General features: G+C 40.2%; 15 protein-coding genes. 7 read left to right on the forward strand and 8 right to left on the reverse strand.

Features of this window, described 5'->3' with window-relative positions; genetic code table 11:
* Nucleotides 1–19 precede the first annotated feature (19 nt).
* From lhgO to ACFPZG_RS15340, 4 genes are all read right to left on the reverse strand, one after another.
* A complete protein-coding gene (gene lhgO, locus ACFPZG_RS15325; RefSeq protein ID WP_317940799.1) occupies nt 20–1231 on the reverse strand; it encodes an L-2-hydroxyglutarate oxidase in 1212 nt (403 codons plus the stop codon).
* 100 nt (nt 1232–1331) lie between these two features.
* Nucleotides 1332–2804: an NAD-dependent succinate-semialdehyde dehydrogenase gene (locus ACFPZG_RS15330; protein ID WP_317940798.1), complete on the reverse strand. Its 1473-nt coding sequence runs from the start codon at nt 2802–2804 to the stop codon at nt 1332–1334.
* Nucleotides 2805–2841: 37 nt separating this feature from the next.
* On the reverse strand, nt 2842–4128 hold the full coding sequence (locus ACFPZG_RS15335) for an MFS transporter (protein ID WP_283734362.1): 1287 nt from the start codon (nt 4126–4128) through the stop codon (nt 2842–2844).
* A 39-nt stretch (nt 4129–4167) separates the two neighbouring features.
* Nucleotides 4168–5337, reverse strand: coding sequence for an iron-containing alcohol dehydrogenase (locus ACFPZG_RS15340; RefSeq protein WP_317940797.1), 1170 nt, complete (start codon nt 5335–5337; stop codon nt 4168–4170).
* Between the two features lie 426 nt (nt 5338–5763).
* On the opposite strand from ACFPZG_RS15340, the gene ACFPZG_RS15345 reads away from it, so the two are divergent.
* A complete protein-coding gene (locus ACFPZG_RS15345) occupies nt 5764–6423 on the forward strand; it encodes a GntR family transcriptional regulator (protein WP_283734360.1) in 660 nt (219 codons plus the stop codon).
* A gap of 134 nt (nt 6424–6557) precedes the next feature.
* On the opposite strand, the gene ACFPZG_RS15350 is transcribed toward ACFPZG_RS15345, so the two are convergent.
* Both ACFPZG_RS15350 and tcuA read right to left on the reverse strand, forming a co-directional pair.
* Nucleotides 6558–7337 (reverse strand): SDR family NAD(P)-dependent oxidoreductase, encoded by a 780-nt coding sequence (locus ACFPZG_RS15350; RefSeq protein WP_317940796.1) that lies wholly within the window; start codon nt 7335–7337, stop codon nt 6558–6560.
* 126 nt (nt 7338–7463) lie between these two features.
* Nucleotides 7464–8954 (reverse strand): FAD-dependent tricarballylate dehydrogenase TcuA, encoded by a 1491-nt coding sequence (tcuA, locus tag ACFPZG_RS15355; RefSeq protein WP_317940795.1) that lies wholly within the window; start codon nt 8952–8954, stop codon nt 7464–7466.
* A 130-nt stretch (nt 8955–9084) separates the two neighbouring features.
* Here tcuA and ACFPZG_RS15360 point away from each other — a divergent pair, with 130 nt between their 5' ends.
* The 5 genes from ACFPZG_RS15360 to ACFPZG_RS15380 all read left to right on the forward strand — a co-directional run bounded on the left by ACFPZG_RS15360 (nt 9085) and on the right by ACFPZG_RS15380 (nt 12001).
* A complete protein-coding gene (locus ACFPZG_RS15360; protein WP_317940794.1) occupies nt 9085–9954 on the forward strand; it encodes a LysR family transcriptional regulator in 870 nt (289 codons plus the stop codon).
* 134 nt (nt 9955–10088) lie between these two features.
* Nucleotides 10089–11294 (forward strand): MFS transporter, encoded by a 1206-nt coding sequence (locus ACFPZG_RS15365; protein ID WP_283734357.1) that lies wholly within the window; start codon nt 10089–10091, stop codon nt 11292–11294.
* 62 nt (nt 11295–11356) lie between these two features.
* Complete coding sequence (locus tag ACFPZG_RS15370; RefSeq protein WP_283734356.1) at nt 11357–11536, forward strand: hypothetical protein; 180 nt, start codon at nt 11357–11359, stop codon at nt 11534–11536.
* Nucleotides 11537–11573: 37 nt separating this feature from the next.
* A complete protein-coding gene (locus ACFPZG_RS15375; RefSeq protein ID WP_283734355.1) occupies nt 11574–11753 on the forward strand; it encodes a hypothetical protein in 180 nt (59 codons plus the stop codon).
* 62 nt (nt 11754–11815) lie between these two features.
* Entirely contained in the window at nt 11816–12001 is a 186-nt protein-coding gene (locus tag ACFPZG_RS15380; protein ID WP_283734354.1) for a hypothetical protein, read from the forward strand.
* 47 nt (nt 12002–12048) lie between these two features.
* On the opposite strand, the gene ACFPZG_RS15385 is transcribed toward ACFPZG_RS15380, so the two are convergent.
* Complete coding sequence (locus tag ACFPZG_RS15385; protein WP_283734353.1) at nt 12049–12183, reverse strand: hypothetical protein; 135 nt, start codon at nt 12181–12183, stop codon at nt 12049–12051.
* A 134-nt stretch (nt 12184–12317) separates the two neighbouring features.
* Here ACFPZG_RS15385 and ACFPZG_RS15390 point away from each other — a divergent pair, with 134 nt between their 5' ends.
* A complete protein-coding gene (locus ACFPZG_RS15390; protein WP_317940793.1) occupies nt 12318–13109 on the forward strand; it encodes a hypothetical protein in 792 nt (263 codons plus the stop codon).
* 104 nt (nt 13110–13213) lie between these two features.
* Here the strand turns inward: ACFPZG_RS15390 and ACFPZG_RS15395 are convergent, their stop codons facing one another.
* A complete protein-coding gene (locus tag ACFPZG_RS15395) occupies nt 13214–14146 on the reverse strand; it encodes a GNAT family N-acetyltransferase (protein WP_283734351.1) in 933 nt (310 codons plus the stop codon).
* Nucleotides 14147–14224: the final 78 nt, after the last annotated feature.

Genomic DNA, 14224 nt, shown 5'->3' on the forward strand with positions numbered 1-14224 from the left:
TTTTTTCAGCTACTTCACATCAAGCAAATCGCTCTAAAATTTGGGAGCTTTCGGCAATGCGATCGACTACGGCATTTCCAATTTGAATCGATGCAGTTGCAGCAGGTGATGGTGCGTTGCAGACATGAAGCGAGTTTGTGCCTGCAAAGATCGCAAAATCGTCTACCATGCTTCCGTCTTGCATGAGAGCTTGCGCCCGCACTCCGGCATGTGTTGGAACGATATCTTTCTCGGTCAATTCTGGAATTAGTCGTTGTAGGCTATGCAAAAATGCCTTTTTGCTGAAGGAACGTACGTATTCTTTCATCCCTTCTTTCATATTCGGCATTGCCATCTTCCAGAAGCCCGGATAGGTCAACACTTCAGCTAAATCCTTAACATTAATATCCGTCTTGTTATATCCTTCACGTTTGAAAGCCAATACGGCGTTTGGTCCTGCATGGACGCCACCGTTTATCATTCGGGTAAAGTGTACTCCAAGGAATGGGAAATCCGGATTCGGTACAGGATATATCAAATGTTTCACGAGATGATGTTTTTCCGGTGTTAGCTCGTAATACTCACCACGGAACGGCACTATTTTCATACCTGTTTTCATGCCGGTCATTTTCGCCACACGGTCGCTTTGCAAACCGGCGCAGTTGATGAGAAAACGGGCATTTATCGTTCCACGGTTCGTCTCAATCGTGACACCATCCGTTTTCTCGACGACATTTTCCACTTTCGTTTCAAGACGGAACTCTCCGCCGCCCTCCTGAACGATATCGGCAAACTTCCGTGCAACGCCTTTGTAATCGGCGATGCCGCAGATTGGAACACGGACCGCCCCCAATCCATTAACATGGGGTTCGATTTCCTTCAACTCTTCTTTACTGATCCTCACAACGTCCAAATCGTTCTCGAGGCCTCGTTTATACAGATTCTCCATTAGCGGTATTTCTTTTTGTTCGGTAGCGACGATTACTTTTCCGCATACATCATATGCAATGCCGTGCTCCTTGCAAAACTCCACCATCGATTCGTTGCCTTCGCGTGCAAATTTCGCTTTAAAACTACCTGGCTTATAATAGATGCCGGAGTGAATAACCCCACTGTTATTTCCTGTTTGATGATGAGCCCAGTCTTTTTCCTTCTCGATCATCACAATTTTTGCACCCGGATACCTTTTTGTCAGTGCCATTCCAGTGGATAAACCTACAATTCCACCACCTACAATTGCAAAGTCATACATAATATCCCTCATTTACATTATTTTGTTATAATAAATTAAAGAACGTCTATCTTGATAAATAGGTAAAAGCAACAGCAAGCACTGTTGCTCTACCTTTACTTTATTTCGTTTCAAAACCCATGGAGATAAACTTCTCCTCCAAGTATTCGTTTAAGCCTTGATGTCCGCCTTCACGGCCCATTCCACTCTCTTTAATACCACCAAATGGAGCTTGGGCAACTGTAGGAATCGCATCATTCATACCGATAATCCCGAACTTCAGGGCTTCCGAAACTCTAATGGATCGGCTAATATTTTGTGTATAGAAGTAAGCTGCTAATCCAAACTCCGTACTATTGGCAAGCTCGATTACTTCTTCCTCTGTATCAAATGGGATGATTGGAGCTACTGGTCCAAACGTTTCCTCTTTTGTAATGATCATATCTGAATTGACTCCGCCTAAAACGGTAGGTTCGTAGAATAAACCATCAGCCAATTCCCCTTCAATTCTTTGTCCTCCGCAAAGTAGTTCCGCGCCCTTCGACAATGCATCCTGTACATGCGCTTCTGCCTTCAACAGGCCTTCATTGTTTACAAGCGGTCCTACTTGAACCGTCGGATCGACGCTATTTCCTACTTTAAGCGCTTTTACTTTCTCGACAAAAATTTGAGAGAATTTATCGATGACCGAACGATGAACATAGATCCGATTCGCACAAACGCATGTCTGTCCCGTATTTCTAAATTTACTTTGTAAAGCACCTTCAGCGGCTGCCTCTAAATCAGCATCCTCAAAAACGATAAACGGTGCATGTCCGCCAAGCTCAAGGGACAATTTCTTCAATTGTGCAGCTGATTTCGTTACAAACAATTTCCCCACTTCTGTAGATCCAGTGAAAGAGACTTTTCTAACGATAGGATTTTCAAATATCTCATCGGAAATCGGTCCGGATTGTCCTGTAACAATGCTTACAACACCTGCAGGGATACCAGCCATTTCTACTAATTTACCGAACGCTAAAGCACTAATCGGAGACTGACCCGCAGGCTTCACAATAGCCGTACATCCTGCAGCCATTGCTGGACCAACTTTTCGTGTCATCATCGCCAATGGGAAATTCCACGGAGTAATGGAAGCTACCACGCCGATAGGTTGGCGGATCACCATTATCCGTTTATTTACCGCCGAGGCCGGAATTGTTTCCCCATACACACGGCGTCCTTCTTCCGCAAACCACTCCAGGTAGCTTGCAGCAAAATTCACTTCCCCTTGAGCTTCTGTAAATGGTTTCCCCATCTCTAAACTCATGATCTCAGCCAATTCATCTTTGTATTCGTGCATTAGATGGAATAGCTTTGTAAGATATTTAGCACGATCGCCCGCAGTCAATTTCGACCAAGATTTGAGGGCTTCATCAGCCGCTGCAATTGCCTGCTTTGTTTCTTGACGGCCTCCCTTAGGAACTTCGGCTACTACTTTACCTGTCGAAGGATTCACAACAGAAAAAGTTTCACCACTCTCCGCTGCTTTCCATTCGCCGTTCACGTACATTTTTAGTTCATTCAAATCAAGTAAATTACTTATCTTCGTCATGATAAAATCTCCTTTCAGCTATGGATGATTAAACTCCTTAAGCTTTAATTCCTTTTCCGAAATCCTCGTCAATCGAAATTCTCTCATTCTTAAGTACGAACAGATAGCCGACAGAGGCAACGAGACAAATGATTACCGGAATGATCAATGCGATATCAAAGTTATTCAGCTTAGCTACTAAAACCCCTGTTGCGACTGGAGCGATCCAACCTGCGAGGTTCCCAATGAAGTTCTGTAGTCCAGCCAATTTTCCTTCCGCACCCTTTGGAGCAACATCCGACACAGTTGCCCATAGGATTCCTGCTGCTATTCCCTCACCGCCAATTGCAATCGAGATATACACAATCGCCATTACTGCGCTTTCTGCAAAGATCGTAGGAATAAGCAATAGCGGGAATAGCATACCGATTCCTAAAATAGTCTTTCTTGCTTTAATCGAATTCCAACCACGTTTGATTAAACCATCTGATAAAAAGCCGCCTAAGATGTTTCCGAAGAAGGACATGATCCAAGGAAGCATCGTGAAAAACCCGGCATTTATAAGGTTCATATCTCTTTCGGTTACGAGATAGATAGGCAACCAAGTCATCATTAAATACGTAAGGTAGTTATGTGCGAATAATCCATATAACAGTGGATATACATTTTTGAATTTCAATAATTTAAATGGCGATATATTAAGAGCAGGTGCTTTTTCTGTTTCAGATTCATCAGCCTTGATATAAGCTACCTCAGCTTCATTTGCCAAGGTGCTGTCCTTTGGCTGGTTTTTGAAATAGATCAACCAGAATGCAAGCCATATAAAACCGATTGCTCCAACTACCACAAATGCTGCTTGCCATCCCCAATTTTGAATGACCCAAGCAAGTAACGGTGTCGACATTCCAATCCCAATCGCCGTTCCGGAGTTAAAAATCCCGTTTGCGATGCCCCGTTCATGTGATGGCAGCCAATCTGATATAACACGGGTATTAGTTGGAAACGCAGGAGCTTCCCCGATTCCCATCAGAACACGAATACCGATCAACGCTCCAAGAGAGCGACCAAATCCTGTGAAAATTGTACATAAGGACCACCAAACAATAGCAATTGAATACGTCAAACGAGCCCCTAACCTGTCGACAATCATACCGACCGGGATTTGCATTAAAGCATAGGACCAGAAAAACGCTGAACCTAACAATCCAAATTGAACAGGTGTTAGTGAAAGGTCCTCCATCATTGCAGGACCCGCGACTCCAAGGATCGCTCTATCCATGTAGTTGATTGTTGTAGCTACAAAAAGAAGTGCTACGACAAGCCACCTCGCATTTGTCTTTTTCATAAATTCACCCCATTAAAGTAATTATTTCCGGACGCAGAATTAAAAGCTTGTTAAATCTCCCTCATACGCTTTTTCAATAATCATTTGGATGTCAGCAGGCTTTGTAAGTCGAGGGTTTACAAATACGTTTCCACTTCTCATGGAATCCTCCACTAATTTCGGCAATACATCCAATGTAACACCCAACTCTTTAATATTAAGAGGAATATTCATGCTTCGGTTTAGCTCGATAACCGTTTCAATCGCTTCGTTGGCTGCTTCCATTACTGATAAACCGCTTACATCACGTCCTAAAGCAATCGCGATTTCCTTATATTGCTCGGCACACGCTGGTAAGTTGAATTTCATTACGAAAGGCAATAGTGCTGCATTCGCAATTCCATGGGGTATATTGAAAACGCCTCCAAAAGTATGCGAAATGGCATGAACGTTACCTAAACGGGATTGTGAAAACGCTGCCCCTGCTAATAGAGAAGCTTCAAGCATATTTTTTCTGCTTTCCAAATCCGTTCCGACAAAGTAACAGTTTGTTAAGTTTTTGCTGATCATTTTAATCGCCTGCATCGCGAAGGCCTGGCTAATCGGATTTGCCGTCTTAGACGTATAGGATTCAATCGCATGCGTTAACGCATCCATTCCTGTCGCTGCTGTAATTCCCTGTGGGAGTCCCAACGTAAGTACAGGGTCAAGTATCGCTAAATCTGGGAATAATAACGGGCTCAGTACGCCTAATTTAAAGTGTGTCTCCTTATTCGTGACAACTGTTGAATTCGTCACTTCACTGCCTGTTCCGGAAGTAGTCGGGATTGCAATGATTGGAAGTGGAGAATTCGTAAGCTTTCCAACACCTTCATAATCAAAAATATGGCCGGAATTCGTTGCCATCGCCGCAATTCCCTTGGCTGTGTCTATACTACTACCACCGCCTACAGCAAGTACAGCTTCAAATTTATGTTCTTTCAGTAGATCTGTCCCCCGGTGAATTGTTTCAGCGGATGGGTTTGGCTCTACTTCATCGTAAATTTCATAATTCAAGTCAGCCGCAGAGATCGATTTGATAATCCCCTCTAAAAGGCCGGCATCCCTTACCCCTTTATCTGTTACGACTAATACACTTGACACCCCTAAGGTTTTAGCTAGTTCCCCTGTTTTTTCGGAAACTCCGTTACCGGATTCGACTCGTGTTGGCAAATAATATGAAAAAGACATATCGCAACTTCCTCCCAGTTTACTTTTCTATTTTTCTTATTTTTATAAATCCCTGATCACCTTTTGACAAACAGTAGATTCATCAAAATAATATACAATTTCGAATAAAATATAGCACATTGTATATTGTTTTGTAAATAACAAAAAATATAATGATTTTATACGATTCTAAAAAACCTTATTAAATCAACGTTTACGAGACTTTCAATATTGAATTGATTGAATAAATAAATTAATAAAGGTAATAAATTGTATATGAAATAAAACGAAAATACATTTTTAGTATATAGTTTTGTTGGGAATTATAGTATCTAATAGAAAAATTCACACCTGATCAATTGTTCATTCTGCTACAATAAGAGATATAGTCTATTTTTCATCTAAAAAACAACAATCCAATTGGATTTTTAAGATAGGAGCATTTCAATGATATCCGGGAAAGAAAGAGGAGAAATGACAGAGTTTGTCTACAATTTATTGAAAAAAATGATATTTGAATGGAGCCTAACACCTGGTCAAAAGATAAATATTAGCCATTTAACAAGGGAATTCAACGTAAGTGCAATCCCTTTAAGAGAGGCTTTATCTCGCCTTAGTTCCGAAAAGTTAGTGATTTTGGAACCAAATAAGGGGTATAGTGTGAGTGGGATTTTAGATGAGGAAAGCATTACAAAAATGTTGGAAGCTCGTATTTTATTAGAAACCCACGCCATTCGGAATATTATCCGTTCGAATAACTTAGGCGTAATTGAAGAATTGTCTGAACTGACAGAGCAAATGTTTTCCGTTTCAGGTTCGATCAATAAAAAAATACTTGATTTCACCCATTTAGATCAGGAATTTCATCGTTCGATTCTTAAGGCTGGCGAAAACTCTTTTCTGTTGGAAGCGTACGAGGGTATGCATTGCCATCTACATATAGGTCGTTTTTATCATATAAAAGGCGAACTGGACCAAAAGGATGCTCCGACCGAACACTTGGAAATTATCGAGGCCATACGCACAAGAGATGTTTACAAAGCCGAGCAAATCCTTACCAATCACATCCAAGACTCGACCAACCGCTTGTTAGGAAAACAGAACTAACTTCTCGATTTTGTTTATCATGATGCCGCCTTCAAACGATTGCCCTAACAATAAAAAAACGAGGAACCTATCAACGTCTCGGTTGATTTGGTTCCTCGTTTAAATTGGAAAGGCGGTGTTCATCATAAATGATCTTACAAAACACCCGCCATACCACCGTCAATATTCACAGAAGTACCAGTGACATAAGATGCGGCATCTGATACAAGGAAGGTAATCACTTTCGCTGCCTCGTCCGTATTTCCAATGCGTCCTAACGGAATTTGATGTTGTTTACTTGAATACTCTTCCCATGTTAGTTCAGGGTTCTCATTTTTCCATTTTTTCTCAATCTGTTCACTGCGAATTAAACCAATACACACGGTATTCACCCGAATATTATCTGGTCCAAGATCTTTACTCATTGCCTTTGTTAAAGCCATTCCCGCTGCTCTGCTCACTGAAGTGGGCAATGATGCTGCAGGGGGTGTCTTTCCAATAGCAGCTGTCACGTTGATGATTGCGCCCCCACCCACTTTCCGCATAAATGGCACAGCATTTCGGGAACAACGAATGGCCCCGAACAGTTTCAAGTCAAGATCTTGCTGCCAAAGTTCCGTTCCTACTTCATCAAAGGGATGGGCTTGAGAAGTACCAGCATTATTAACCAAAATATCTAAACGTCCATATTTTTTAACTGTATCCGAAACGATTCTTTCACAATCCGCTTCCTTTGTAACATCTGCTTCTATAATTAATACTTCTCTACCTGTTTGTTCAAGGATATAGGCCGCTGCCTCTTCCAATCTCTTTTCATTTCTTGCACAAATCGTTACCTCCGCGCCTTCTTTCACTAAGTAAAGAGCTGTTTCCAAGCCAATTCCCCTACTTGAACCTGTAATGAGCGCGACTTTTCCTGTTAACCCTAATTCCATTGTAATCCCCCTTCTCTGAAAAGTAGAATTGTTCATCTAATCCTATTATAGCTTTTATCCTTGGCTTGTACGAGTTTGCAGGGCTGTTATACGGGACGGAACCGGGTTCTGTTCGTTCATCTATTCTTATTTTACCGCTTGGGCATGAGTTGCATGGATTGCAGCTGATTTACCGGCTAATTTACCAAATACAGATCCTGACATTAGCCCAGATCCGCCTGGGTAGTTTTCATAGAAAATGCCACCAATCATTTCACCAGCTGCGAAAAGGCCTTGGATTTTTTCACCATTTTTGTGTAAAACTTCACCATTCGGAGTCGTGGCTATACCACCAAACGCAAACGTAATCCCGCATGTTATTGGGTATGCATAAAACGGACCTTCACTAATTGTTTGTGCCCAGTTCGATTTGGGTAGTGTAATGCCTGTTGTTCCTTTGCCATCTTTAACAGAAGGGTTAAACTCCCCGTCTTGTACAGCTGCATTGTATTCTTCAATGGTTTGTAAAAACTGCTCTTTTTGGATATCAATTTTTAAAGCGAGTTCTTCCAACGTTGCCGCCTCAAAAACAGTAGCCTCGTCTAAATTATATTCTTCACGTACGATTGGTCGAACTTTTGCGTCAAAAACTTGGTACGCCATATTTTTTGGTTGTTTCAACACTTCTTTCCCGTATTTCGCATACGTGTAGTTACGGAAATCAGCGCCTTCATCAACGAAGCGGTACCCATCTACGTTGACCATTACGGTATACGGATAGGAGTGCTTCTTGAAGATATCCCCAGGTTTTTGGAAGTCACCAACTCGTGGTGCATTTGCATCTGTTCCGATTGCGTGACATCCGTCGTATTGACCAAACTTCTGTGCACCAACCAGAGCGGCCATATCGATCCCATCACCCGTGTTAAACTCTGTTCCACGGACTAATGCCGCACCCCATTCCTCACCTAAGGCCTCTACACGTTTCTTCTTGTCAGCCTCAAAACTTCCACAAGCAAGCACAACATTTTGGCAATCAATCGTTTTTGTACCCTCTTTTGTCTTTACCTCTATCCCTGTTACCCCGTTATTTTCCGTAAGGATCTTCGAAGCTGCAGCTTCATACCAAACATCAATCCCTAATTCTTCACAGCGATTGAATAAGCTTCGCATTAAGCCAATCCCTTTATCGACTGTTTTAATCGGAAGGCCTCCCCAAAATTGAATTCTACCTTCTTTTTCAAAAGATTGATTGGCAAAGTTCAATTCGAATTCGACGCCATGGGATTTCATCCACTCAATCGTTGGGAGTGATTGCGTGACAAGTTGTTGAATCAGTTCTGGTTTACTTTGATTTTTTGAAACGCGCATAATATCATCGTAAAAGTCTTGAGGAGAATACTCCGGCATATCAATTTTATTGGTTGTTTCTTCATCTAACTCAATAAAGTTTCTCATCGCATCAAAGTTGCCATAGCCTACACGAATCGCACCATCCGTGAAGAATGAGTTCCCTCCACGTTTCTCACTTGGACCTTTTTCTAATACCAATACACGACTCCCTTGTTCCTTTGCAGAAATTGCAGCACATAAAGCTGCATTTCCAGCACCAACAATGATTACATCATACCTCGACATTGTACAGATCCCCTTTACTTCATTGATACATCAAGCATAGTTTACTTTTCGAAATAAATAAAATACAATAATTTCAAGGTTAGCTATAAATTTTTTTTATTTCAAAATAAATATCGGGGTGAAGATTTCAATGAATCTAAATGATTGTCGTCTCTTAGTCGATTTACGCAAAACCCAAAATATTACACATACAGCTGCAAATCTTTATATTTCCCAGCCAGCATTAACGTATCGTATTAAGCAATTAGAAAAAAAATATCAAGTTCCCCTTATCGTCCGGGGCTCAAAAGGGATTGAATTTACAGAAGAAGGCAGGATTTTACATGAACACGCATTAACAATTCTCCAAAATGAAGAATTAGTTATGGAGAAACTTGCGAAAGTTTCTGGTGAAATAAGAGGAACGATTAAGATCGGTGCTTCAGGGCTCTTCTCCCTCTATAAACTGCCGAAAATACTTAATGCGTTTAACAATAAGTACCCTACGATCGATATTCAATTGAAAACGGGTTGGAGTAGAGATATTAAAGAGGCACTCACTCAAGAAGAAATTCATGTAGCTATTATTCGAGGAAATTATCTCATCAACTCAGAGAAATGCTTGTTAGATAAAGAGGAGTTATATGTTGTATCTAAAACTCCATTCACAAAGGCGGACATACCAACTTTGCAATGGATTACATATGAAACGGATTTATCATTAAGCCAAATGATCGATAAATGGTGGCGAACGAATTTTGACCAACCGATTAAACCATCAATCGAAACCGACCAGGCCGCAACATGCAAAGAAATGGTCAAGTTCGGGATGGGGATTGCCGTCCTACCTGCAACAAGCATTGAAGGCGAGGATCTATATAAAATTTCGCTTAATGCGTTTGGTGACGAAAATTATTTTCGGGAGACGATTTTATACTACAACAAGTACGTCCAAGACCTTCGCCATGTGAATTTGTTTATTAATTTTATTAAAGACTGGTACCCAACAAAAGCAGATTGAAAAAAATAATCGAGTGATTTTTTCCCACTATAAACAACAACCTATTTTTTTTTTTAAAAAACCCTTATCTTTATAAAAAATTGGGGAACAATAATTTTTATTAGAATTAGCCTCGAAAGGCGGTCTTATCTATTGTGGGTAAATTAAAGAAAGCCAAGTTATGGACAAACCAATACGTAATCATTATTTTATTGTCTTTAGTCATGTTCTCTGCTTTTTATATGATTACGGCAGGTTTCCCAATTTTTGTATCAACGGTTAGTAATAATCCAGCGATTGCAGGAATTATGACCACCACTCTCATGTTGGCCTCCCTCATTACGCGCTTCTTTGCAAGTGTCATTATCCAAAAAGTGAATATGAAATTGCTCCTTATTCTTTCCATCGTTTATTTTTTGGGAACCATCGCTCTGACATTTGTAAATCAGTCCATCGGATTTTTAATTTTCATTCGTGCATTACAAGGGATTGGATTTAGTATGCTTACGATTTTAGTTTTTACGATATCGAGTAATATTGTTCCAAAATCCCGGTTAGGTGAAGGTATTGTTTATTTCGCAATGTCTACAAGCGTTGGAACGACACTCGGGCCACTCATCGCTATTGCTTATCTTGCGAGGTTTTCATTCCAGTCGATGATGATGTTGACCCTGGGCCTTATGTCTTTTTCATTACTGTGCAGTTTTTTCACGAAAAATAATAAGGTTACACAGGACAAGGAAAGTTCTAAGGCGACAACTAAAGAACCGTTCTATAAGTACATGTACGATAAACGTGTCCTTCTTCCGTGTATTTTGGTGGCGTTGAATTATGTAGCCATTGCAGGAACTGTAAACTTTATCGGGGCGTTTGGTAAAGAGATTCATGTGGGTGGTCGTATTTCTCAGTTTTTTATCGCACAAGGGATTGCTATGGTAATCGTTCGTGCATTCTCAGGTAAAATCTTCGATCGATTCGGGCACCGGATTCTTATTATTCCTGCCGCTATTTCAGGGGCTGGCGGGTTGGTTCTTTTAGGGTTCTCTAAGAACATGTTGATGGTTATTATTTCAGGGGTATTGTTCGGAATCGCTTTTGCCATCATCCATCCAACACTCCAAGCTTGGGCGTTACAGCTTGTTCCAGAAGAGAAAAAGGCAACAGCCAATTCAATGCTTCTGATCTTTATTGACGCTGGTTTGGCTCTTGGATCAGTGGGACTTGGATTCTTAGCAAAAAGTGTCGGGTACGGCATGACCTTTAGTTATTCTGCAGTTACTATGATTATTATTTTGGTGTTGTATCTACTGGGGAGCAAGAAAACGGTAGCAATGGCAGCGAATAAGGAAAAGGTATCCTAACCGTTGAACGGATAGATCTTGTCATTCCACATATCCTACTCGTGTTTAGGAGGTGAAATGTAATGGCTAACCAGCAAAATGGGGAAAATGAACAAACTAAAAGTGTCGCGGAAAACATTAAGAATACAGCTGGATCTGCATTCGAAACAACAGGAATTATTGCATTGTATACTGTAGACGCTGCTAAAAACGCCGCAAAGAAATTAACAGGAAACATAAAAAACAATCAAGATAATCAATAATGTATATTAAACGCCATTTTCTGGCGTTTTTCTTTTTATGCATTGTGGTCAATTCCTCAATGCTGGATCAGTGGGACTTGGCTTCTTAGCGAAAAGCGTTGGGTACGGCATGACCTTTAGCTATTCTGCAGCTACAATGATTATTATTTTGGTGTTGTATCTTATGGGGAGCAAGAAAACGGTGGCAATGGCAGCGAATAAGGAAAAGGTATCCTAACCGTTGAACGAATAGATCTTGTCATTCCACATATCCTACTCGTGTTTAGGAGGTGAAACGTAATGGCTAATTACAAAAATCAGAATGGTAAAAGTGTCGCAGAGGACGTGAAAAACACAGCTGGATCTGCATTTGAAACAGCTCACAATGCTTTAGAAACAACGGAAAACATTGCAATGAAGACTGTAGATGCAGCTACTGATGCCGCGAAGAAAGTTACCGAAAACATGAAAAACAAAACAAGGTAAATAATGATTATATTAAACGCCATCTTTTCTGGCGTTTTTTTGTGGAGTTAGGAACCGTCTCTTGTAAGACGGTCTTCCAAGGATTCGATTGCAAGTGTAAGTGCAGTTAAGCGACGCTCATTGAGCAGGAAAAACAGTTGGGATTTTAAAACAAGTTTATTTGCAGTATCTCCGAACGCCAAAACTTGATGTATGCTAATAAAGCATCCTATTCAGTTCCAGTTATAGGTATTTAGAATCATTTTAGATTATTCCCCATTCCTATTATCCTTTTCGCCTTTTCACATCTATATAGAGAGTGTAGGGGGAGATCATAATGATACACTACTTGAAAGAATACGCACGGTTCGCAACGATTGAAGAAATGGACGCTGCTGCCGAGCAGCATGTTATGCGCCATTGGGATGAAATGACGAAATCGGATCGCCAAGTTTTAGACACGATTCGCCGCTATTCAGTAAAATACGGGGCAGTACATTTGAAACATGCAACAATTGAAAGCATCATCGGGAAATCGAACGTGACAGTTAGACGCGCAATCCGCAAGCTGATTAGCCTTGGAATTATCGAGAAAGTCCACTACATACGCCCAGTTATGAGCGGTCTCGGCGCCAACATCTACATCATTTTACCTTTCGATGACCAGGCGAAATTGACCAATCCGGAAGATACCGACAAAGCCCATGACAACAAGGACGACGAGCAAATTCTCAGGGATGAAGCTCTTTCCTCTAAATCTATAAAATCTAAAGATCTTAACTACACGTCTCTACAAGAATCGTCAAAGTACTCCACAAGTCTGTTCAGTCGGATGAAAAACCTTCTTTCCGGCACAATTGGAGACGCAAAAAAAGCCCGTGAACTATTCGGAATCCACAAAGCCATTTCTGAAAGAATGTTAAAGTTTGAGATTTATAAAGACGATCGCCATGTATTTGAAGACCTCGCCTACCGTGCTTTGATGATTACAGTCATGGCAACGAAGAAGAAAGTAATCCGCAACTTGCCCGGGTATTTTAAAGGTGTGCTTGATAAGTTGGTTGAAGAGACGTATTTCAAGGATATGTTCATGCTGTTTGATGTGCCTATTGAAGGGTTTCGACTTTGAAAGGAAGCTATGAATAAACCAGGCACCCGTGCAATTTGAAAATGTCCGTGTGCCACGACTATTTTTGGAAATCGAACTGACAAAATTCCTTGCTCGTCTTTTGGTTATTGTTTACTTTTATTCATTTGATAGTAAGCTTCAAAAAGATCTTCTACAGGAACATTATCTATTTTCATGCCAGTCAAATCACTCTTTTGTATTTCCACGTTCCTAAGATTACTGTTACAAAATTTACTACCTTCAAGATCACATCTTTCAAATGAGATTGGAATATTTTCATCTCCAAGATTTGTATCACTGAAACGAACCCCACCTAAAGTGACAAATATCATTTCACTGTTTGAAAGATTTAAATCGGCATAGAGTGAATTTCTTAAATTTATATTTTGGAACTTTGAGTGACTCAGATTACAATTGCTAATATGACTATTCATTAAGTTGCTGTTACTGAAAGAACTTCCTTCTAAATTCACATCATAATAATCCGTATTTGCCATTTCACAATTCACGTATTGGATACTTGAAATGTTTTTATTTTCAACTAAGCTTTCTTCTGTTGGGGTTCCTATTTTCTTTTGAAAACCATATTCATCTTCAGATTCAAAGGTTGTTCTATACCCCATCTTTTCATAAAAATAATGATTGTTAATTTGTTTACTTGATGTTTCAAGGTCCCAAGTCCTTACATAAGGAAATGCTTCCTCTATAAAATTTATCGCTTTAGAACCAATCCCTTTACCTTGGTAGTTAGGGTCAACGAAAATACGGTCTATCCTCCCAAAGCTCTTACCGGAAATCGTTATAATAATTCCGCCGATAACTTCATTATCATGCAAGACTTTAAAATACTCCAATTCTCTAATCATATACTTTGTCATTTCGTTAGAAGAATATCCTGGCGGGAGAATATTGTAATCACTTACAATATCTTTCTTTGGAAGCCACTTTCTCGCTTCTTCATCAAAAGTCTTTTTCATAATTTCTGTTAGTTTTTCAGCATCCGCAATGGTTGCTTTCTCAATTGTTATAAATGACATAAAGCATCCCCCTTAGTATTACCCCTTATTTTACCATATAGGTAAAATTGTGTCTGAATTATAAATAATAAGGAAATA

This window comes from Sporosarcina thermotolerans (genome assembly GCF_042658975.1).
In the GTDB taxonomy this organism is placed as follows: domain Bacteria; phylum Bacillota; class Bacilli; order Bacillales_A; family Planococcaceae; genus Sporosarcina; species Sporosarcina thermotolerans.

Excerpts from the sequence above, each read along its gene's own strand:
- lhgO (WP_317940799.1), bottom strand. The coding sequence starts at position 1,231 with ATGTATGACTTTGCAATTGTAGGTGGTGGAATTGTAGGTTTATCCACT.
- ACFPZG_RS15330 (WP_317940798.1), bottom strand. The coding sequence starts at position 2,804 with ATGACGAAGATAAGTAATTTACTTGATTTGAATGAACTAAAAATGTAC.
- ACFPZG_RS15335 (WP_283734362.1), bottom strand. The coding sequence starts at position 4,128 with ATGAAAAAGACAAATGCGAGGTGGCTTGTCGTAGCACTTCTTTTTGTA.
- ACFPZG_RS15340 (WP_317940797.1), bottom strand. The coding sequence starts at position 5,337 with ATGTCTTTTTCATATTATTTGCCAACACGAGTCGAATCCGGTAACGGA.
- ACFPZG_RS15345 (WP_283734360.1), top strand. The coding sequence starts at position 5,764 with ATGATATCCGGGAAAGAAAGAGGAGAAATGACAGAGTTTGTCTACAAT.
- ACFPZG_RS15350 (WP_317940796.1), bottom strand. The coding sequence starts at position 7,337 with ATGGAATTAGGGTTAACAGGAAAAGTCGCGCTCATTACAGGTTCAAGT.
- tcuA (WP_317940795.1), bottom strand. The coding sequence starts at position 8,954 with ATGTCGAGGTATGATGTAATCATTGTTGGTGCTGGAAATGCAGCTTTA.
- ACFPZG_RS15360 (WP_317940794.1), top strand. The coding sequence starts at position 9,085 with ATGAATCTAAATGATTGTCGTCTCTTAGTCGATTTACGCAAAACCCAA.
- ACFPZG_RS15370 (WP_283734356.1), top strand. The coding sequence starts at position 11,357 with ATGGCTAACCAGCAAAATGGGGAAAATGAACAAACTAAAAGTGTCGCG.
- ACFPZG_RS15375 (WP_283734355.1), top strand. The coding sequence starts at position 11,574 with ATGCATTGTGGTCAATTCCTCAATGCTGGATCAGTGGGACTTGGCTTC.
- ACFPZG_RS15380 (WP_283734354.1), top strand. The coding sequence starts at position 11,816 with ATGGCTAATTACAAAAATCAGAATGGTAAAAGTGTCGCAGAGGACGTG.
- ACFPZG_RS15390 (WP_317940793.1), top strand. The coding sequence starts at position 12,318 with ATGATACACTACTTGAAAGAATACGCACGGTTCGCAACGATTGAAGAA.
- ACFPZG_RS15395 (WP_283734351.1), bottom strand. The coding sequence starts at position 14,146 with ATGTCATTTATAACAATTGAGAAAGCAACCATTGCGGATGCTGAAAAA.